Below are 20175 nucleotides of genomic sequence, written 5' to 3'. Positions count from 1 at the left end.
GGGCTGTCACCGCCCCACCGCGCCCTGGTGGCTATCCTCCCTCTGTTGAAGGAACGAGGAGGCTGCCGAGATGAAGACCACGAGCCGGGCGGAAGCCGACGGCTTTCTACGCGCGCCCTTCGCCTGGTACGGGCTCGACGAGGCGTTCACCGGCCCGCGCCGGCTGATGCAGATCGGTACGGCGGCGGACGGCACCGTACAGCACGGCTCCATGGGCCACGGTGACGAGCCGTCGATAAAGTCCGAGGCGGGCGGCGCGGAGAAGGAACGGTTCGCGGTCGTCGTGACGGTCGCCGCCCATCCCGTACGCCGCACCGGCGACGGCACGGGCGTCCTGGACGCCACCACGGTCTCCTCGGCGGCCTGGCTGGCCGGCTCGGGCCTGCTCGCCCACACCTGGCCGCCCCAGCTCGACCACACCCTGCGCGACAACTGGCTCGACCAGCAGACGGAGACGGCGTTCGAGCTCGCCGACGACCTCGACGGGCCGGAGTGGTCGACGCTGTCGCTGCCGGTCGACGGGTCACCGGTGCCGTTCCACTACCGCGAGTCCGAGTTCGGGTGGGTGCTGGCCGGGTCGGCCGAGGGCGTGCACATCGGCGCGTACGGCCGGGGGATGAGCGCGTACGGGCTCGGCTTCGCCCGCGTGAAGGACCTCAGCGCGTACGCCTGACCGGCGGGCACGGGAAAGGGCGCCCCGCGAACGGGGCGCCCTTCGCCATGCCTGGGAGACCTAGAACTTGTTCTTCGGTGTGATGCCCAGGCTCATGCCGGACAGGCCGCGCTGGCGGCCGCCGAGCTTGCCGGCGATCGTCCGGAGCGCCGAGCCGGCCGGCGAGTCGGGATCGGCCAGGACAACGGGCCTGCCCTCGTCGCCGCCCTCACGCAGGCGGACGTCGATCGGGATGGAGCCGAGGACCGGGACGGTCGCACCGGTGGTCTTGGTGAGGCCGTCGGCGACCTTCTGGCCACCGCCCGTGCCGAACACGTCGACCATCTCGTCGCAGTGCGGGCACGGCATGCCCGACATGTTCTCCACGACGCCGACGATCTTCTGGTGGGTCTGCACGGCGATCGAACCGGCCCGCTCGGCGACCTCGGCCGCGGCCTGCTGCGGCGTGGTCACGACGAGGATCTCCGCGTTCGGCACCAGCTGCGCCACGGAGATCGCGATGTCACCGGTGCCCGGCGGCAGGTCGAGCAGCAGGACGTCCAGGTCGCCCCAGTACACGTCCGCGAGGAACTGCTGGAGCGCGCGGTGCAGCATCGGGCCGCGCCACACGACCGGGGCGTTGCCCGGGGTGAACATGCCGATGGAGATGACCTTCACGCCGTTCGCCGACGGCGGCATGATCATGTTCTCGACCTGGGTCGGACGGCCGTCCACGCCCAGCATGCGGGGCACGCTGTGGCCGTAGATGTCGGCGTCCACGACACCGACCTTCAGGCCGTCGGCCGCCATCGCCGCCGCCAGGTTGACCGTCACCGAGGACTTGCCGACACCGCCCTTGCCGGAGGCGACCGCGTAGACACGGGTCAACGAGCCGGGCTTGGCGAAGGGCACCTCGCGCTCGGCGGTGGTGCCGCGCAGCGCGGAGGCGAGCTCCTTGCGCTGCTCGTCGCTCATCACGTCCAGCGTCACGTCGACGCCCGTCACGCCCTCGACGCGGGAGACGGCGTCGGTCACGCGCTGGGTGATGGTGTCGCGCATCGGGCAGCCGGAGACCGTCAGGTACACCGTGACCGCGACCCGCCCGTCGGATCCGATCTCCACCGACTTGACCATGCCGAGGTCGGTGATCGGCTTGTTGATCTCGGGGTCGTTCACCGTCGCCAGTGCTTCGCGCACCGCGTCTTCCGTAGCCATAGGGAGATGGTACGGCGCCGACCACCGGCTCATGAAAGCCCTGTCAACGGTCGGGAACGTCACTTCCGTGGGCATGGTCACCCGGGAATAGATCCCGGCGCTCTCCCTCCCGGTGTTCCAGCTCCTTGAGCAGGTCCTGAAGCTCCGAGCGCATCCAGTCGCGGGTCGCCACCTCGCCCAGGCCCATCCGCAGCGCCGCGATCTCCCGGGTCAGGTATTCGGTGTCGGCGATCGAGCGCTCGTTCTGCTTGCGGTCCTGCTCCAGGTTGACCCGGTCCCGGTCGTCCTGCCGGTTCTGCGCGAGCAGGATCAGCGGCGCCGCGTACGAGGCCTGCAGCGAGAGCATCAGGGTCAGGAAGATGAACGGGTACTCGTCGAACTTCAGCGGCGACGGGGCGGCGATGTTCCACACCACCCACGCGATGATGATCACCGTCATCCAGACGATGAAGCGCCCCGTCCCCAGGAAGCGGGCGATCCGCTCCGACAGCCGCCCGAAGGCCTCCGGGTCGTACTCCGGCAGCAGCCGCGGGCGCCGGATCCGCGGCTGGTCGAGCCGGATCCGGGGCAGCGCGCGGTCCCGTTCCCGCTCCCGCTCGCGGTCCCGCTCCCGTTCCTGGGTGCGCTCAGCCACGGTGGACCCCCTCCTCGTGGAACTCCGTCTCACGCCAGTCGTCCGGCAGCAGGTGGTCGAGCACGTCGTCCACCGTCACCGCGCCCAGCAGCGAACCGCTCTCGTCCACGACCGGCGCCGCGACCAGGTTGTACGCGGCGAAATAGCTGGTCACGGCCGGCAGCTGGGTGGCGGGGCCGAGCGGCGGCAGGTCGCTGTCCACCAGCGAGCCGACCAGCGTGAACGGCGGATCGCGCAGCAGCCGCTGGAAGTGCACCGTGCCCAGGTACTTGCCCGTCGGCGTCTCGTCCGGCGGCCGGCACACGTACACCTGCGCGGCCAGCGCCGGCGACAGGTCCTGCTGGCGCACCCGGGCGAGCGCGTCCGCGACGGTGGCGTCCGGGCGCAGCACGATCGGCTCGGTCGTCATCAGACCGCCCGCGGTCCGCTCCTCGTACGCCATCAGCCGGCGCACGTCCGCCGCGTCCTCCGGCTGCATCAGCGTCAGCAGCCGTTCCTTGTCCTCCTCGGGCAGCTCGGACAGCAGGTCGGCCGCGTCGTCCGGGTCCATCGCCTCCAGGACGTCGGCGGCCCGCTCCTCCTTCAGCTTGCCGAGGATCTCGATCTGGTCGTCCTCCGGCAGCTCCTCCAGGACGTCGGCGAGCCGGTCGTCGTCGAGGGCGGCGGCCACCTCGGCCCGGCGCTTGGGAGACAGGTGGTGCAGCACGTTGGCGAGGTCGGCGGGGCGCAGCCGTTCGAAGGTCGCGACCAGGTTCTCGGCGCCCTGACCGTGCTCCTCCAGCGAGAAGCCGGTGACGGCCGACCACTCCACGGTCAGCGTCTCGCCCTTGCGGCGCAGCGCACCGCCCTTGCCACGGCGTACGAAGACCTTGTCGATCTCCCAGTCGCGTCGGGCCGGCAGCTGCTGGATGGCCACGTCGAGGACGGTCACCTCCTCGCCCTCGCGGCCGTCGGGCTCCACGAGCCGCACCCGCCGGTCGAGCAGTTCGCCCAGGACGAGCCGCTCCGTGGGGCGCTGTTCGAAGCGCCGCATGTTGACCACGCCGGTGGTGATGACCTGGCCGGACTCCACACCGGTGATCCGGGTCATGGGGACGAAGACCCGCCGCCGGGACAGCACCTCGACGACCATGCCGAGCAGCCGGGGCGGGCGGCGGCCCACGCGCAGCATGGCCACCAGGTCGCGGACCCGGCCGACCTGGTCGCCGACCGGGTCGAAGACGGGAACCCCGGCGAGATGGGAGACGAAGATGCGGGGGGCGCCTGCCGCCATGCCACGCGCCTCCTCGATGCCGCACGATTCGGGTCGGTCCTCGGCCTTCGACCGCCTTGCCGGGTTCAGGCTAGCCCGTGCCGATGCGCGGCGCTTCGGCAGAGCGCCCGTCCGGCTGCCTGCGGGGCCGCGGCGCGTCCCGGGTACGCTGCGGTCTTGCCGTCCCCACCGGCTCCCGGACGTCCCGCCTGCCCGGCCCGTCCCGCCCCGCCCGTATCGACCCCACAGGGTCCCCCACCGACTCGAGAGGCGCCCAGGTGACCGTTCTCCGTCCGTCGTCCTCGTGGTCGTCACCGCGCCCGCGCGCGGCCGCCCTGCCGCTGGCCCTGTCCGCCGGTCTCGTCATGGCGCTGACCGCCTGCGCCGCCGATCCGGACGAGGGCACCAACGGCGTCGGGAAGCTGGAGGCCACGGCCATCGAGCAGAAGGCGCAGTCGGCGGCCGACGCGGCGAAGGCGGTGCGGCTGTCCGGCACGCTGGTCAGCAAGGGCGGCACGTACAAGCTCAACATGCGGCTGAAGCAGGACGGCGCGTCGGGCTCGGTGACGACGAAGAACAGCACGTTCGAGCTGCTGCGGGTCGGTGAGGCGCTCTATCTGAAGGCCGACGCGGGCTTCTGGGCGCACGACGAGAAGCCGTCGTCCGCGCCCTCCGGCGGTGGTGACGCGGGCGGTGACACGAGTGACGACGCCGGCGACGAGGCCGCCGACAAGCTCGACGACATGTACGTGAAGGTGCCGCAGGACGATCCCTCGTACAAGCAGCTGCGCGGCTTCACCGACATGGACCTGCTGCTCGACGGCCTCATCGGGCTGCACGGCGACGTCGCCAAGGGCGACTACGACAAGATCGGCGGCATCCGCACGATCAACGTCAAGGGCGGCGAGGACGGCGAGGGCGGATCCCTCGACGTCTCCCTCGAGGGCACGCCGTTCCCGCTGCGCTTCGAGCGCGGCGGCGGCGCGGGCGTCGTCATCCTCTCCGACTGGGACAAGGACTTCGCCCTCACCGAGCCGGCCAAGGGCCAGACCCTGGACTACGGCAAGCAGCTGCCCCGCACCTGAGCCGACGACGGTTCCGCCGCCCGGCCCGGCCAGGCGAGCTCGTCCACGGCGAGGAAGCGCTCGCCGGCCACGGCCGCCGGAGTCGCGCCGGTGAAGGCCATGACGTCCCGGTGCAGATGGGACTGGTCGGCGTAGCCGGTGTCCGCCGCGACCCGGGCCGCACCCTCACCCGCGACCAGCCGGTGCGCGGCCCGGTCGAAACGCACCAGCCGCACGGCCCGCTTGGGCGGCAGACCGAGCTGCGAGCGGAACCGGGACCACAGCCGCTTCCGGCTCCACCCGACCTCGGCCGCCAGTGCGTCGACCCGGGCCAGGCCGCCGCTGCCGACGATCCGCCGCCAGGCCCAGGCCACCTCCGGGTCCACCGGCGGGCCTGCCTCGTGCCGGCGCGCGAGCAGCGCGTCCGTCCACGCGAAGCGGTCCTGCCACGAGGGGGCGTCGCGCAGCCGCTCCCGGATCCGTGACGCCTCCCGGCCCCACAGGTCGCCCAACGCCACGACGGCGCCGTCGAGTTCGGCGGGCGAGGCGCCCAGGACCGCGCGGGCGACGACCGGCGACAGCCGTACCTGCACGCACTCGACGTTCTTCCCCCGCGCCCACACCGCGCCGCCCGACCCGGTGCCGGGGCCGGCGACGACGCTTCCCCGCTCCTGCCGGCCCGCCGCACCGTCGACGACGGGCGAGCCGTCGCCGAAGTCCAGGAGCAGCGTCACGGCCGGGTGCGGGACGATCCGCAGCGCCTCCAGGTCCCGGACGCGGAAACCGGCCATGGTGACACCGGTCGCCCGGCCGGGCCGCCGCGGGCACTCGACGTCCCACGTGGCCGCCCCGTGCGCGAACGTCTGCATCGGCCCATGCTACGAGAGCCGCGCGCCGGCGCCCTGGGCCCCACCCAGGGCCGTGCACCGGTCGTGCGCGGACCACGGCGCCGGGAACATTCGTCCAAGCCACCCGCGCGCGCCGGCGCGACAGTGAGCCCATGACCGCTTGCGACGACCTCCACGTGTGCGAGGACGGGCCCCGCGACGCCCCCGCCCTCCTGCTCCTCCACGGGTCCGCCTCCTCGACCCGCTCCTGGGACCCGCTGGTCCCGCTGCTGACCGGAACGCACCGCGTCATCCGGGTCGACCTCCTCGGGCACGGCCGGTCGGCCAAACCCGCCGGCCCCGGCTACGCCGTGCCGGACCAGGCACGCCGGGCCGGCGCCGTGCTCGACCGGCTCGGCGTCGGGCAGGCCCTGGTCGTCGGGCATTCCAGCGGCGGCGTGGTCGCCACCGCCCTCGCCGAGGAGCGGCCCGACCTGGTGAGCGCGCTCGCCCTGATCAACACCGGGCCCTGCCTGGACGCCTTCCTCGCACCGCGGGCCGCCCCGAGCGGCCCCACGCAGTGGCCGCCGTCCGACGAGCAGCTCCGCGGCTTCGCGGCCACGGCCGTCAGCCGCGCCGGCTACCGGATCCCGGAGGAACTCCTCGACGACGTCCGCCTCATGACCCCGCACAGCTTCGCCGCCACGACGGCCGCCACCCGCGCCTACCTGGAGGAGCGGACGCTGCCGGACCGGCTCGCGGTCCTGGGCAAGCCGCTGCTGGTGGTCTTCGGCGCGGACGACCGGCGCTGGCGGTCCTCGTCGGCCCTGGCCTACCGCGCCGTTCCCGGCGCTCGGATCGAGCTGCTGGCCGGCCTCGGTCACTCGCCCCTGCTGGAGGACCCGCCGCGCACCGCCGCCCCGCTGCTGCCCTTCGCCGCGCTCCACGCCGCCCGGCGGCCCGTATGACCAGGGCAGGCGGCCTGCGGGTCCTCGTCTCCGGCGGCGGCATCGCCGGACTCGTCCTGGCCTACTGGCTCACCCGGCACGGCTTCTGCGTCACCGTGGTCGAGCGCGCGCCCGCTCCGCGCAGGACCGGCGGCCACGCCGTCGACCTGTTCCGGCCGGCGACGACCGTCACGGAGCGGATGGGCGTGCTCCCGCGCGTCGAGGAGCGGGCCATCGGCACCAGCCGGATGACGGTCCACGGCGAGGGCTCACGGCGCCCGGTCCGGGCCGACCTCTCCAAGATCTTCGGCGCCGCCTCCGGTCGGCACGTCGAGATCATGCGGGACGATGTGAGCGAGATCTACTACGACGCCGTGCGCGACGACGTCGAGTTCCTCTTCGGCGACTCGGTCACCGCGCTGTCTCCCGACGGCGAGGCCCGGTTCGAGAACGCCGCGCCGCGCCGCTTCGACCTCGTGGTCGGCGCGGACGGGCTGCACTCCACCGTGCGCCGTCTCGTCTTCGGCGAGGAGTCCCGCTTCACCGCCTTCATCGGCGCCTACTTCGGCGTGCTCAGCCTGCCGAACCGCGCGGACCTCGACGGCGAGCTCCTGCTGCACGTCGGCGTCGGCCGCACCGCAGGCATGTACGGCGCGCGGCACCTCGGCGACGCACGGGCGCTGTTCCTGTTCCGGAGCGAGCGCGAGCTCGGCGTGCACCACCGCGACGTGCCCCGGCAGAAGGAGCTGCTGCGCGGCGCGTTCGCCGGCCTGCACGCCGACGTGGACCGCTGGCTGGACGAGCTCGACGGCAGCCCGGCGTTCTACTTCGACTCGCTCACCCAGCTCCGTATGGACACCTGGTCGCGGGGCAGGGTCACGCTCGTCGGCGACGCGGGCTACTGCCCCGGGCCGGTCGTCGGCGGCGGCACCACGCTGGCGGTCGTCGGCGCGTACGTCCTCGCGGGGGAGCTGGCGCGGGCGGGCGGCGATCACGAGCGCGCCTTCGCCGCCTACGAGCGGGTCATGGCCGAGCACGTGCGCGGCAGCCGCGCGGTCGGGCTGAGCGCGGCGAAGACCCTGATCCCCACCTCCCGCCTCGGCGTGCGGGGACTGGCCCAGGGCGCCCGCCTGATCTCCGCCCTGCCCGCCCGCCCCGCCCGTGCCCTGGTCCGCCTCACCACCAGGAGCGCGCGGCACTACGACGCGGTGACCGTCGACGACTACCCGCCGGCGGCCGCCGGGCCCGGAGACCGGGGCGGCCGGACGGGCGCGCCCGGGGCCGGCCCGTGACGGTGCTCCCACGGCCGTGACCGCCGTCCCGGGGCCGGGGCCGGCGGAGGCGTCAGCTCTTGCGGCGGCGCTTCTTGAGCAGCAGCTTCGGCAGGCCGGCCGGGACCGGCCGGCGCGTGATGCCGGGCGACGGCAGCGGTGCGGCGGCCAGCGAGCCGTCCGGCAGGTCGGTGGTCGAGGAGCGCGGGTCGAGCCGTACGACCCGGCACTCGCGGGCCCAGCGCTCCGGCATCGCCTCGCCGTCGTGGGCGTTCAGCCGCTTGCCCTTCAGCTCGGCGACGGCCGCGTCCCACTCCTCGGTGCCGGCCGGCACCTCCCGTACGGCCGCGGTCCAGGCGACGATCCGGCCGCCCTTGTCCTTGCTGCGTACGGTCACCTCGGCCGTACCGCCGTCGACCAGGCCGGGCAGCGGCTGCTCGCCCGGGCCGTCGCCGACGACGTGCGCGGCGCCGTCGTGCCAGACGTGCCACAGCGCCCGGGCGGCCGGGGCCTCGCCCCGGACCCAGATGAGGCCGGACTTCTTGGTGGCCTCCTCGACGAGGGCGGGCCCGAGCGACTGATCGGTCATGGCCGAAGCCTATCTACAGCCAGCCGTTGCGCTTGAGGGTGCGGTGGATGGCGAAGCAGATGACGGCGATGCCGCCGAGCACCATCGGATAGCCGTACTTCCAGTGCAGCTCCGGCATGTGGTCGAAGTTCATGCCGTACACGCCGCAGACCGCCGTCGGGACGGCGACGATCGCCGCCCAGGAGGTGATCTTGCGCATGTCCTCGTTCTGCGCGACGGTCGCCTGCGCCAGGTTGGCCTGGAGGATCGAGTTGAGCAGTTCGTCGAAGCCGACGACCTGCTCCTGGACGCGGGCGAGGTGGTCGGCGACGTCCCGGAAGTACTTCTGGATGTCCGGGTCGACCAGCCGCATGGGCCGCTCGCTGAGCAGCTGCATCGGGCGCAGCAGCGGCGACACGGCCCGCTTGAACTCCAGCACCTCGCGCTTGAGCTGATAGATCCGGCCGGTGTCGGTGCCGCGCGTCGAGCCCTTGGCGGGCGGCGAGAAGACGTCGATCTCGATCTGGTCGATGTCGAGCTCGACGGCGTCGGCGACCGCGATGTAGCCGTCGACGACGTGGTCGGCGATGGCGTGCAGGACCGCCGAGGGGCCCTTGACGAGCAGCTCCGGCTCGCCCTCCAGGCGGTGGCGGAGGTTGCGCAGCGAGCCCTGCCCGCCGTGCCGGACGGTGATGACGAAGTCGGGGCCGGTGAAGACCATCACCTCGCCGGTCTCCACGACCTCGCTGGTGGCGGTGAGTTCGGCGTGGTCGACGTAGTGGATCGTCTTGAAGACGGTGAAGAGGGTGTCGTCGTACCGCTCCAGCTTGGGCCGCTGGTGGGCGTGCACGGCGTCCTCGACGGCGAGCGGGTGCAGCCCGAACTCGGCGGCGATACCGGCGAATTCGGCCTCGGTCGGCTCGTGCAGGCCGATCCACGCGAAGCCGCCGCTCTCCCGTACCTGCCGCATCGCGCCGCGCGGCGTCAGGCACGCCCGGTCGTCGACCCGGCGCCCGTCGCGGTAGACGGCGCAGTCGACGACGGCGGTGGCGGCCGTCGGGTCGCGGGTGGCGTCGTAGTTGGCGTACGGAGAGGTGGTGCCGGCCTTGCGCAGCGGGTGCCGCAGAGAGGGCCGGACGGCGGCGCGGAGGTCACGGATCATCGACATGGGCGTGCTCCTTCACGGAGAGGCCGTCGGCGAGCGTGGCACAGCCCGGAATGAGGACGTGGAGCTACGTCGTCCACAAAGCGGGCGGCACCGGAGGATCGCGATGACGGCGTTCGCTACGGACAGGCAAAGAGAGGTGCTCTTCCGTCGTGCGCGATGCCGGAGAGGAGGCGGCCGTGACCGTGCTGTCAGGGCTGACGGGATCCTCGGGTCACCGAAGGGAGAAACGCACCGGGCTCGGGTGCGGCTCGGCGGAAGAGCGGCTGGTACTGCCCGATCGACTTCGATCCATCGCAGTCCCACCTCCTCCGGCCGGTCCCTCGTGAGGGATGACGTGTCGTGTGACGAGCAGTCGGGAATCCCGACCAGTGGCCAAGACTATCAGCCGACTGAGGGTCAATCCCTTACTTTGCCCGTTCCATACGCGCTTTATGCTCGCGACATGGGAGAAATTCTTGCTCTGGTCGAGGCCCGGCTCCGTACGGCCCTCGGCGAGCCGGACGCACGGGCCGCCATCACCTTCCTCGGCACCGACCGCATCGAGGTGCTGCGCTTCGTGGACACCGACGCCGGCCTGGTGCGTTACGCGACGCTCGGCATGTCGGCGCAGCCGATGGCCGATCCGACCTCCGCGCTCGCCGACCCGGTGAAGGGCCCGCGCGCGGAGCTGGTGCTCTCCGTACGGCTCGGGCGCGCCGACACCGACAAGGTGCTGCGCCCGCTCGCGGTGCTGGCCGCCACGCCGCAGGTGGAGGGCGTGGTCGTGGCCCCGGGCGCCTCGCTGGACGTCGGCGAGCCGCTGTGGCCGGGCGCGCCGTTCAGCTCGGTGCTCGTCGCCGAGCCGGGCGGTCTGGTCGAGGACCTGGACCTGGACGACCCGATGGATCCGGTGCGGTTCCTGCCGCTGCTGCCGATGACCTCGAACGAGGCGGCGTGGAAGCGGGTGCACGGCGCGCAGGCCCTGGAGGAGCGCTGGCTGACGAACGGCACCGACCTGCGCGATCCACTGCGCAGGTCGGTGCCGCTGGACTGAACCGCGGCGAGCGGAAGCCGGGTGAACCGGGCCAGGCCGGGCGGCCGCGGACCGGCCTTAGCCCGCGAAGGCCGTGACGCCGTCCTCCGTCGCGTGGCGCGGGGCCAGTTCCGCGGCCTCGTGGGTGAGGGCGGCGCGCCGGACCCACACGATGCCCGCGCCGATGACCGCGGCGACGCCCGCGACCACGAACGGCATGTGGACGTCGCTCCACTCCTCGATCTTCGGCGCGAGGTACGGGGCGGCGGCCGCCGCGAACCAGCGGACGAAGTTGTAGCCCGCGCTCGCCACCGGGCGCGGCGCGTCGGAGACGCCGAGCGCCAGCTCGGTGAAGACGGTGTTGTTGACGCCGATGAAGGCGCCCGACAGGACGGTGCAGACGACCGCGGTGGTGTGGCCGCCGTAGCCGAGGACCACGACGTCGGCCGCGAGCAGCACCAGTGAGCCGCCGAGCACCGTGAGCGAGCCGAGGCGCCGCTGCAGCCGGGGCGCGACGAGCACCGAGAAGACGGCCAGCAGCACGCCCCAGGCGAAGAAGACGGCGCCCGACTTGTACGGCGTCATGTCCAGCACGAACGGCGTGAACGCGAGCACCGTGAAGAACGCGTAGTTGTAGAAGAACGCGGAGGCGGCGGCCGAGGCGAGACCGCCGTGGCCCAGGGCCCTGAGCGGGTCGAGCAGTGAGGTCGTGCGGGCCGGCTTCGGCTGTTCCTTCAGGAAGACCGTGATGCACAGGAAGCCGATCGCCATCAGGGCGGCGGTGCCGAAGAACGGGTAGCGCCAGCTGGCGTCGCCGAGGACGGCGCCGAGCAGCGGCCCGCAGGCCATGCCGAGGCCGAGCGCCGACTCGTACAGCAGGATCGCCGCCGCGCTGCCGCCGGCCGCCGCGCCGACGATCACGGCGAGCGAGGTCGAGACGAAGAGCGCGTTGCCGAGGCCCCAGCCGGCCCGGAAGCCGACGAGCTGGCCGACGGTGTCGGAGGTGCCGGCGAGGCCCGCGAAGACGACGACGAGGGCGAGGCCGGCGAGCAGCGTCCGGCGGCCGCCGATGCGGCTGGAGACGAAGCCGGTGACCAGCATCGCGACGGCGGTGATCAGGAAGTACGAGGTGAAGAGCAGCGACACCTGGCTGGGTGTGGCGTGCAGGCCCTGGGCGATCGAGGGCAGGATCGGGTCGACCAGGCCGATGCCCATGAAGGCGACGACGGACGCGCCGGCCGTGGCCCAGACGGCGGGCGGCTGGCGCAGGATGCCGCCGCCGGTGGCGCCCTCGTCGAAGGTGTCTTCCGCTCTCCTCATGCCGAACTCCTCCGCCCGTCGAGATGGTTGCGATATACACAGAATAAGTTAGCCGATCTAATGAATGCAAGCTACACCTATGTGTGCGCACGGGGCTCATGGGACGGAATGGTCGGGCGGGGTGAACTCTCGGGCCGGACGGGTGATCGTCCTTGACGCGGGGCGCCCGTGGTAGGACCGTTGAGCCCTATGAGGGGCGAACCCAGTTGCCCGAAGTGCGGTGGCCGGGTCAGGGCGCCCGGTCTCTTCGCCGACTCCTGGCAGTGCGACGTGCACGGCTCGGTGCACCCGCTCCAGCCCGTGATCCCACCCAGCGTCGAGGGCCTCGGTGTCGTGGTGAACCGCGCCCACGTGCCGGTGTGGATGCCGTGGCCGCTGCCCGTCGGATGGCTCTTCACCGGGGTCTCGTACGCCGGTGACGACCGCAGCGGCGGTCGGGCGACCGCCGTGGCGTGCTCCGGACCCGGCCCGCTCGGCGGCATCGGGGAACTGCTGCTCGTCGCCGAGGAGCTCGGCGTCGGCCTCGGCGCGCGGTACGCGGGCATGGACGGACCGGACCCGGGGCACGGCATGTCGATCGACAAGCCGCCCCAGGTGAAGGTGCTCGCGGCCGGCCGGCCGACCCCGCTCTGGCACGTCAACGGCGCCCCGCGGGACCGCGCCGTCTTCGCCGGCGAGGCGCGCGGCCTGTGGCTGTGGGCGATCGTCTGGCCCGAGCAGTCCGGCCTGCTGATGTACGACGAGCTGGTCCTGACCGACCTGCGGGACGCGGGCGCGGAGGTGGAGCTGCTGCCGTGCGGCGCGCTGACGCCGAGGCTGCTCACGTAGAGGGTGTTGGCCCGGGCGTACCCCGCCCGGGCGCCCGCGTCCGACCGAGCCCGACCGGGTCGGGTAAGGGGTGACGGCTTTGGCGAATCCGTACGTGCGTGTTCGATTCGCCCGTTATGCTGGAGCGTCCGCCCCGTCCGTCCCGAACCCCTGGAGTCCCGCGTCGTGCGCATCGATCTGCACACCCACTCCACGGCCTCCGACGGCACGGACACCCCGGCCGAGCTCGTGCGCAACGCCGCGGCCGCCGGGCTCGACGTGGTCGCGCTGACCGACCACGACACCAGCCGCGGCTACGCGGAGGCGACCGCCGCCCTGCCCGAGGGCCTCACCCTCGTCACCGGCGCCGAACTTTCCTGCCGCTACGACGGCGTCAGCCTCCACATGCTGGCCTATCTCTTCGATCCCGAGGAGCCCGCCCTGCTCGCCGAGCGCGAGCTGGTCAGGGACGACCGGGTGCCACGGGCGCGCGCCATGGTCGGCAAGCTCCAGGAACTCGGCGTCCCGGTCACCTGGGAGCAGGTCGCCCGGATCGCCGGCGACGGCTCCGTGGGCCGCCCGCACGTCGCCGAGGCCCTCGTCGAACTGGGCGTCGTGCCCGACGTCTCCGGCGCCTTCACGCTCGACTGGCTGGCCGACGGCGGCCGGGCCTACGTCGAGAAGCACGAGCTGGACCCGGTCGACGCGATCCGCCTGGTCAAGGCGGCCGGCGGCGTCACCGTCTTCGCCCACCCGCTGGCCGTCAAGCGCGGCGAGTGTGTGCCCGAGTCCGCGATAGCCCGCCTCGCCGAGGCCGGCCTCGACGGCATCGAGGTGGACCACATGGACCACGACGAGCCGACCCGGGCGCGGTTGCGCGGCCTGGCCAAGGAGCTGGGCCTGCTGACCACCGGCTCCAGCGACTATCACGGCACGCGCAAGACCGTCGGCCTCGGCGACTTCACGACGGACCCCGAGATCTACGGCGAGATCACCCGCCGTGCCACCGGCGCCTTCCCGGTGCCGGGCGCCGGCGGACGCGCCTGACGCATCCGGCGCACGCCCGGCGGGCGCGCACCGGGACAGCCTCCCGGGCGCGCACCTGGGAGAGCCTCCCGGACGCGCGTCCGACGCGGCCTTCCGCCTCGGACCCTCACTCCGCGCTTCTTCGCGCCGCGCGGGGCTCTGCCCTGCCCCCTCTCCGGAACCCCCAGTTCCGGATCTTCGTGTACACCCCTTTCCCGCAAGGCCCTTCACCGTGTTCGACGTCGCCGTCTTCGGCTCGCTCTTCCTGACTCTCTTTGTGATCATGGATCCCCCCGGGATCACCCCGATCTTCCTCGCCCTCACCTCCGGCCGCGCCGCCAAGGTCCAGCGCCGCATGGCCTGGCAGGCCGTGGCCGTCGCCTTCGGCGTCATCACCGTCTTCGGCATCCTCGGCCAGCAGATCCTGGCCTATCTGCACGTCTCCGTCCCCGCCCTGATGATCGCGGGCGGTCTGCTCCTGCTGCTGATCGCGCTCGACCTGCTCACCGGCAAGACCGACGAGCCGAAGCAGACCAAGGACGTCAACGTCGCCCTCGTACCGCTGGGCATGCCGCTGCTCGCCGGGCCCGGCGCCATCGTGTCCGTCATCCTCGCCGTGCAGCACGCGGACAGCGTCGCCTCGCAGGTGTCGGTGTGGGCCGCCATCGCCGCCATGCACGTGGTGCTGTGGCTGACCATGCGCTACTCGCTGCTGATCATCCGCGTCATCAAGGACGGCGGCGTGGTCCTCGTGACCCGGCTCGCCGGCATGATGCTGTCCGCCATCGCGGTCCAGCAGATCGTCAACGGCGTCACCCAGATCATCCATGGCGCCTGACGCGCCCTCCCGCACACCACTGCGCCCCCGTACGGATTCCGGCTCTGCGGAGTCCGTGCGGGGGCGCGGTGCGTGGAAGCGGTGTGGCCGTTACGAGGCCGTGGTGTCGGCGGGCCGGATCCAGATGCGCTGGCCGATCGCTGCGGCCTGCTGCACGATCCCGGTGACGGAGGCGGCGTCCACGACGGTCCGGTCGACGGGCGTACCGTCGATGTCGTCGAGTCGCAGGATTTCGAAGCGCACGGGCTTCTCCCTTCGTCTGAGTTGATCCTCCAGGTGGAGAACTGCGTTACGTACGGGTCCAACGGCATGCATCCTGCAAACATTCCCTACGCTAAGGAAATTTTTTGGATGACTAACTACTCATCGGTAGGGAGGGACGGTCTTGACGGGCTCGAAGCCCGCCTGGAGCGCACCAACGAGCTCCTCCAGCGCATGCTGGCCGAAGTGGCCAAAACCCCTTCTACCCACGCCATCTTCGTCGATGCCGGTTACGTCTATGCTTCCGCCGGGTTGCTGGTCGCGGGCACCGAGGACCGGCGCAACTTCGACCTCGACGCCGAGGGCCTGATCGACGCCTTCATCGACACCGCGCGCACGATCTTCGCCGACAGCCGGCTGCTGCGCGTCTACTGGTACGACGGTGCCCGGCGCCGTATCCACACCGCCGAGCAGCAGGCCGTCGCCGAACTGCCCGACGTCAAGGTCCGCCTCGGCAACCTCAACTCCAACAACCAGCAGAAGGGCGTCGACTCCCTCATCCGCACCGATCTGGAGTCCCTCGCCCGGCACCGCGCCATCAGCGACGCCGCCCTCGTCGGCGGCGACGAGGACCTCGTCTCCGCCGTCGAGGCCGCCCAGGGCTACGGCGCCCGCGTCCACCTGTGGGGCATCGAGGCCGCCGAGGGCAGCAACCAGGCCGAGCCGCTGCTGTGGGAGGTCGACAGCCAGCGGGTCTTCGACCTCGACTTCTGCCGGCCCTACGTGACGCGCAAGCCGGTCACGCTGTACGAGAACGAGGGCGAGCCGCCGCCCTCACGCGAGGAGGTCCGCTTCATCGGCGCCCAGATCGCCGCCACCTGGCTCGCCGAACGCGGCCGCGACCAGCTCGCCGAACTCCTGCCCGGCCAGCCCTATCTGCCCGGCCCCGTCGACCAGGAACTCCTCGTCGAGGCGGAACGGCTGCTCAGCCGGTCCCTGCGCGGCCACGCGGCCCTCCGCCGGTCCCTGCGGGACGGCTTCTGGCAGCACCTGCGGGCCCAGTACTAGCGCCCGCCGCCCGCGCACCGGCGCTGACCAGCTCCGGGACCGCGTCCCAGAACGCGGCGAGGCCGGCTGCCAGCTCGGCCGGATGCGAGACGTTGGGGGAGTGGCCGGCGCCCGCCACCACCGTGTGGTGCGCGCCGGTACGCGCGGCCGCCGCCGCCAGGTCCGCCACCGGCCACACCATCTCCTCGTCGCCGTAGGCGATGTGCAGCGGAAGCGGCAGACCGCTCAGCGCCGTCGTGCCGTCCGGGTCGGCGAGCAGCAGCCGGCCCGCGCCCGCCAGCTGCGCGATCCGGGTGCGCATCCAGCGGCGGCGCAGGAACCGCACCAGCTCCGGCGGATCCGCCGCGTCCGGCTCCTCGCCCCGGCTGTCCAGCCAGCGGGTCGCCTGCCACACCCGCTCCTTCGGCAGCAGCGCCAGCGCGCCGCGCAGCGCCCGGACCCGGATCCGCTGGGGCCGCGCGACCCGGCCCGGGCCCGAGGACAGCAGCGTCAGCGAGACGAACGCGTCCGGCGCGAGGGCGGCCGCCGCGCGGGCCACCAGACCGCCGAACGAGTGCCCGAGCAGATGGACGGGCCCGTCGCCGAGCGCCGCAGCCTGCGCCACGGCGTCCAGCGCGAGCGCCTTGCGGCGGTAGGCGGCCCGGCCGCGCGGGCCCGGCGTCTCGTGCTGGCCGCGCCCGTCGACGGCGACGGCGCGATAGCCCGCCTCGCTGAGCGGGCCGAGCAGCGCGAGGAAGTCCTCCTTGCTGCCGGTGTAGCCGGGCAGCAGCAGCGCGGTCCCGTGCGGCCGCGTGCCGGCGGGCGGCGCGGTGTCGAGGACGGCGAAGTCGCCCCGCGCGGTGGAGAGCCGGTAGGCACGGGTGCGGGGCGGCAGCGCCAGGGAGCGGGGCTTGCTCATACAGGGACTGTAACCGGGAGCGTGACCGGTCCCGAACGCGCCGCGGCCCGGCCCCTCGGGTGAGGGACCGGGCCGCGGCGGTACGGCGGAACCGCCTGCTCAGGCCTCCGGCTGGGCGGCCTTCTTCGCGGCCCGCTTGCGCGGAGCCTTCGGAGCGGCCTCGGCGGCCTCGGCGGCCCCGGTTTCGACCGGCGCGGCGGCGGCCTTGCGGGTCGTGCGACGGCGGGTCGTGCTCTGCGGCTCCGACGCGTCCGGCGCCTCGGCCGTGACGGCCTTCTTGGCGGCGCGCTTGCGCGGGGCCTTCGGGGCGGCCTCGACGACCTCCGCGACGGCCTCGGCGACCTTCTTGGCGACCCGCTTGCGCGGGGCCTTCTTCGGCGCCTCGGCGGCGGGCTCGGTCGCGGGCTCCGCCACGGTCTCGACCGCCGTTCCGACCGGCTCGGCCGTCTTCTTGGCGGCGGCCCGCTTGCGCGGAGCCTTCGGAGCGGCCTCGGGCGCCTCGACGGTGTCGGCGGCCTCGGTCACGGCCGGCTCGGCGACGGCCTTCTTGGCGGTCCGCTTGCGCGGGGCGGCCTTCTTCGGCGCCTCGACGGCCTCCACCGGCGCGGCGGCGGTCGCGGCGGCGGGCGCCGCCTCGACGATCACCACGACCTCGGCGGCCGAGGTCGACGTCACCGGGCTGGAGACCCGGCGGGTCGCCCGGCGACGGGCCGGCTTGGGCTCCTCGACCGGTGCGGCGACGGGAGCCTCGACGGGCGCGGCGGCCGGAGCCTCGGCCGGCGCGGCCGTGTGGGTCGCGGGCCGGGTCACCCGCCGGCGACCGCGGGGCGCCGTCGGCTCGGTGGCCTGTGCCGGCACGGAGGCGACGGGAGCCTTGGGCTCCTCGACGGCCTGCGCGGGCACGGTCGCGGTCTTGGTGGTGCCGGCGGTCGTGCCGGTGCCGGTGCCGGTGGTGCCGGTGCTGGTGCCGGTGCTGCTGGTGGTGGCGGCGAGCGCGGCGGCCGCCGTCTCCACGGTCTGGAACGTCACCGTGTCCTCGACCGGGCGACGCCGCGCGGGACGGCGCCGCGGCGCCGGCGTCTCCACCGGAGCGGCGGCGGCCACGCGGGCCCGCGGCGCCCGGCTCTCGCCGGTACGGCCTTCGGCAGCGCGACCACGGGTGCGGCGCGGGGCCTCGGTGGCGGTTTCGGCTGCCGGGGCGTCGGTGGTGACGGTCTCGGCGGCGCGGCCACGGGTGCGGCGCGGGGCCTCGGTGGCGGTTTCGGTAGCCGGGGCGTCGGTCGTGACGGCCTCGGTCGCGGCCTTCGGAGCGTCGGTCGCGGCGGTGGGCGCCGTGGTCTCCGGGGCCGGGGCCTCGGTCGTACGGGCCTCGGCGGCGCGGCCCCGCGAGCGGCGGCGGCGCGGCTCGGCGTCGGCGGCCGGCGCCGGCGTGGCCTCGGCCTCGACGGCGGCCGGGGTCTCGACGGCGGCCGGGGTCTCGGCGGTCTCGACGGCCGGGGCCGCCGACTCCGCCGTACGGCCGCGGCTGCGGCGACGGCGCGGCTCGGCCGGGGCGTCGGCGGCGGGAGCCTCCGTCACCGCGGCCTCGGCGACCGGGGACGCGGTGGCGCCGGCCACCGGGATGCCGGCCGACGGGCCGGTGCCACGGGTGCGGCGGCGTCGCGGGCGTCGCGGCGTCGCGGGAGCGTCGTCCTCGGCCGTCTCCGGAGTCGCGACGGGCGCGACGGCGGTGTCCTCGGCGGACGCCGCCCCGCCACGGGTGCGGCGGCGCTGGCGCGGCGTGCGGGCCGGGCGCTCCTCGGTGCGCTCGCGGTCCTGCTTCGGACCGCGGCCACGGCGGCCGCCGGGCTCGCCGAGGTCCTCGAGCACCTCCGCGTCGAGGCCCGCGCGGGTGCGCTCGGCGCGGGGCAGGACGCCCTTGGTGCCCTCGGGGATGTCGAGCTGGGTGTAGAGGTGCGGCGAGCTGGAGTACGTCTCGACCGGGTCGTTGAAGTCCAGCTCCAGCGCCTTGTTGATCAGCTGCCAGCGCGGGATGTCGTCCCAGTCGACCAGCGTGATCGCCGTACCGCTCGCACCCGCGCGGCCGGTGCGGCCGATGCGGTGCAGATAGGTCTTCTCGTCCTCGGGGGACTGGTAGTTGATGACGTGGGTGACGCCCTCGACGTCGATGCCGCGCGCGGCGACGTCGGTGCAGACGAGCACGTCGACCTTGCCGTTGCGGAAGGCGCGCAGCGCCTGCTCGCGGGCGCCCTGGCCGAGGTCGCCGTGGACCGCGCCGGAGGCGAAGCCGCGGCGCTCCAGCTGCTCGGCGATGTCGGCGGCGGTGCGCTTCGTCCGGCAGAAGATCATCGCGAGGCCGCGGCCGCGGGCCTGCAGGATGCGCGAGACCATCTCCGGCTTGTCCATCGAGTGGGCGCGGAAGACGTGCTGCGCGATGTTGCGGTGGGTCGCGCCCTCGTCGTCCGGCGAGGTGGCGCGGATGTGCGTGGGCTGCGACATGTAGCGGCGGGCCAGGCCGATGACGGCGCCCGGCATGGTCGCCGAGAACAGCATGGTCTGGCGCTTCGCCGGAAGCATGTTCATGATCTTCTCGACGTCGGGCAGGAAGCCCAGGTCGAGCATCTCGTCCGCCTCGTCCAGGACGAGCGCCTTGACGCGGGAGAGGTCGAGCTTGCGCTGGCCGGCCAGGTCGAGCAGGCGGCCCGGGGTGCCGACGACCACGTCGACGCCCTTCTTCAGGGCCTCGACCTGCGGCTCGTAGGCGCGGCCGCCGTAGATGGCGAGGACGCGCACGTTGCGCACCTTGCCGGCGGTGAGCAGGTCGTTGGTGACCTGCTGGCAGAGCTCGCGGGTGGGGACGACGACGAGCGCCTGCGGGGCGTCGGTCAGCTGCTCGGGCTTGGCCCGGCCCGCCTCGACGTCGGCGGGGACGATGACGCGCTCCAGGAGGGGGAGGCCGAAGCCGAGGGTCTTGCCCGTGCCGGTCTTCGCCTGGCCGATGATGTCGGTGCCGGAGAGGGCGACCGGAAGGGTCATCTCCTGGATGGGGAAGGGGGAAACGATGCCGACGGCTTCCAGGGCCTCGGCCGTCTCGGGAAGAATCCCGAGGTCTCGGAACGTAGTCAGGGTGCTGCCTCTTCTGTGAGACGCGGCGCGAGGCGAGCGATAGGGGTCTCACCGTGCCGGGAACTTCCGGGGGGATCGGGGAGATCTCCGCCGGGTGGCGCGGGACCACTGCCGTCGCTCGAGCGTCTTGCCGCTGAGGGACCCTTCGGCAGGCCGCCGGAAGGGCTGTCGGGCCGGAGCCGATCGGGCCACCGACCGGGCATCCTCATTCATGAGTCGGCCCACCGGGTACGTCCGAACGTGCGAAAGCATGTCCGCATACTCAGCAGGCGCATTACCAC

19 protein-coding genes are annotated in these 20175 nt (G+C 73.5%); 9 read left to right on the top strand and 10 right to left on the bottom strand.

The annotated features are described in order from the left end of the window. Positions 1-70 precede the first annotated feature (70 nt). A complete protein-coding gene (locus ACIGO8_RS02715) occupies positions 71-673 on the top strand; it encodes a hypothetical protein (protein ID WP_399723017.1) in 603 nt (200 codons plus the stop codon). Between the two features lie 60 nt (positions 674-733). Here ACIGO8_RS02715 and ACIGO8_RS02710 read toward each other — a convergent pair whose 3' ends face one another. Genes ACIGO8_RS02710 through ACIGO8_RS02700 form a run of 3 tightly spaced genes read right to left on the bottom strand, consistent with a single transcriptional unit; the run spans position 734 to position 3774 of the window. After that, entirely contained in the window at positions 734-1867 is a 1134-nt protein-coding gene (locus ACIGO8_RS02710; protein ID WP_399723015.1) for an Mrp/NBP35 family ATP-binding protein, read from the bottom strand. Positions 1868-1910: 43 nt separating this feature from the next. Continuing rightward, the gene (locus ACIGO8_RS02705; protein WP_399723013.1) at positions 1911-2501 is read right to left on the bottom strand and encodes a DUF1003 domain-containing protein; all 591 of its coding nucleotides are present in this window, start codon (positions 2499-2501) and stop codon (positions 1911-1913) included. Further along, positions 2494-3774, bottom strand: coding sequence for a magnesium transporter MgtE N-terminal domain-containing protein (locus ACIGO8_RS02700; protein WP_399723012.1), 1281 nt, complete (start codon positions 3772-3774; stop codon positions 2494-2496). Before ACIGO8_RS02700 ends, ACIGO8_RS02705 begins: the two co-directional genes overlap by 8 nt. Before the next feature lie 257 nt (positions 3775-4031). Here ACIGO8_RS02700 and ACIGO8_RS02695 point away from each other — a divergent pair, with 257 nt between their 5' ends. Further along, positions 4032-4838 carry a hypothetical protein gene (locus tag ACIGO8_RS02695; protein ID WP_399723010.1) on the top strand — a complete coding sequence of 269 codons (807 nt, stop codon included), beginning with the start codon at positions 4032-4034 and terminating at the stop codon, positions 4836-4838. On the opposite strand, the gene ACIGO8_RS02690 is transcribed toward ACIGO8_RS02695, so the two are convergent. Beyond that, positions 4811-5686, bottom strand: coding sequence for a helix-turn-helix domain-containing protein (locus ACIGO8_RS02690; RefSeq protein WP_399723008.1), 876 nt, complete (start codon positions 5684-5686; stop codon positions 4811-4813). The genes ACIGO8_RS02695 and ACIGO8_RS02690 overlap by 28 nt on opposite strands. Positions 5687-5817: 131 nt before the next feature. Here ACIGO8_RS02690 and ACIGO8_RS02685 point away from each other — a divergent pair, with 131 nt between their 5' ends. Continuing rightward, a complete protein-coding gene (locus ACIGO8_RS02685) occupies positions 5818-6612 on the top strand; it encodes an alpha/beta fold hydrolase (RefSeq protein WP_399723006.1) in 795 nt (264 codons plus the stop codon). Next, a complete protein-coding gene (locus ACIGO8_RS02680) occupies positions 6609-7883 on the top strand; it encodes an FAD-dependent oxidoreductase (protein ID WP_399723005.1) in 1275 nt (424 codons plus the stop codon). The genes ACIGO8_RS02685 and ACIGO8_RS02680 overlap by 4 nt, the downstream gene beginning before the upstream one ends. A gap of 52 nt (positions 7884-7935) precedes the next feature. On the opposite strand, the gene ACIGO8_RS02675 is transcribed toward ACIGO8_RS02680, so the two are convergent. Together ACIGO8_RS02675 and ACIGO8_RS02670 are read right to left on the bottom strand one after the other, a co-directional pair. Continuing rightward, the gene (locus ACIGO8_RS02675; RefSeq protein ID WP_399723003.1) at positions 7936-8451 is read right to left on the bottom strand and encodes a hypothetical protein; all 516 of its coding nucleotides are present in this window, start codon (positions 8449-8451) and stop codon (positions 7936-7938) included. 13 nt (positions 8452-8464) lie between these two features. Then, positions 8465-9598, bottom strand: a complete 1134-nt coding sequence (locus ACIGO8_RS02670) for a magnesium and cobalt transport protein CorA (RefSeq protein WP_399723001.1) — start codon at positions 9596-9598, stop codon at positions 8465-8467. Positions 9599-10040: 442 nt separating this feature from the next. On the opposite strand from ACIGO8_RS02670, the gene ACIGO8_RS02665 reads away from it, so the two are divergent. Beyond that, a complete protein-coding gene (locus ACIGO8_RS02665) occupies positions 10041-10631 on the top strand; it encodes a suppressor of fused domain protein (RefSeq protein WP_399722999.1) in 591 nt (196 codons plus the stop codon). A 57-nt stretch (positions 10632-10688) separates the two neighbouring features. Here ACIGO8_RS02665 and ACIGO8_RS02660 read toward each other — a convergent pair whose 3' ends face one another. Then, positions 10689-11930, bottom strand: coding sequence for an MFS transporter (locus ACIGO8_RS02660; protein ID WP_399722997.1), 1242 nt, complete (start codon positions 11928-11930; stop codon positions 10689-10691). A gap of 189 nt (positions 11931-12119) precedes the next feature. Between ACIGO8_RS02660 and ACIGO8_RS02655 the strand changes: the two genes are divergently transcribed. From ACIGO8_RS02655 to ACIGO8_RS02645, 3 genes are all read left to right on the top strand, one after another. Next, positions 12120-12758, top strand: coding sequence for a DUF6758 family protein (locus ACIGO8_RS02655; protein WP_399722995.1), 639 nt, complete (start codon positions 12120-12122; stop codon positions 12756-12758). Positions 12759-12923: 165 nt separating this feature from the next. Then, complete coding sequence (locus ACIGO8_RS02650; protein WP_399722993.1) at positions 12924-13784, top strand: PHP domain-containing protein; 861 nt, start codon at positions 12924-12926, stop codon at positions 13782-13784. A gap of 211 nt (positions 13785-13995) precedes the next feature. Then, positions 13996-14601: a MarC family protein gene (locus tag ACIGO8_RS02645; RefSeq protein WP_399722991.1), complete on the top strand. Its 606-nt coding sequence runs from the start codon at positions 13996-13998 to the stop codon at positions 14599-14601. 90 nt (positions 14602-14691) lie between these two features. On the opposite strand, the gene ACIGO8_RS02640 is transcribed toward ACIGO8_RS02645, so the two are convergent. Next, positions 14692-14844: a hypothetical protein gene (locus ACIGO8_RS02640; protein WP_399722990.1), complete on the bottom strand. Its 153-nt coding sequence runs from the start codon at positions 14842-14844 to the stop codon at positions 14692-14694. Between the two features lie 108 nt (positions 14845-14952). Here ACIGO8_RS02640 and ACIGO8_RS02635 point away from each other — a divergent pair, with 108 nt between their 5' ends. Beyond that, complete coding sequence (locus tag ACIGO8_RS02635) at positions 14953-15870, top strand: NYN domain-containing protein (RefSeq protein WP_399722988.1); 918 nt, start codon at positions 14953-14955, stop codon at positions 15868-15870. Here ACIGO8_RS02635 and ACIGO8_RS02630 read toward each other — a convergent pair. Both ACIGO8_RS02630 and ACIGO8_RS02625 read right to left on the bottom strand, forming a co-directional pair. Then, positions 15788-16768, bottom strand: a complete 981-nt coding sequence (locus tag ACIGO8_RS02630) for an alpha/beta fold hydrolase (protein WP_399722987.1) — start codon at positions 16766-16768, stop codon at positions 15788-15790. The genes ACIGO8_RS02635 and ACIGO8_RS02630 overlap by 83 nt on opposite strands. 99 nt (positions 16769-16867) lie before the next feature. Then, positions 16868-19804 carry a DEAD/DEAH box helicase gene (locus ACIGO8_RS02625; RefSeq protein WP_399722985.1) on the bottom strand — a complete coding sequence of 979 codons (2937 nt, stop codon included), beginning with the start codon at positions 19802-19804 and terminating at the stop codon, positions 16868-16870. Between the last annotated feature and the right edge of the window lie 371 nt (positions 19805-20175).

This window comes from Streptomyces sp. NPDC053493 (assembly GCF_044544825.1).
GTDB lineage: Bacteria > Actinomycetota > Actinomycetes > Streptomycetales > Streptomycetaceae > Streptomyces.
The sequence above is the reverse complement of the archived record's forward strand: the minus strand, read 5'-3'. Positions and strand labels throughout refer to the sequence as shown.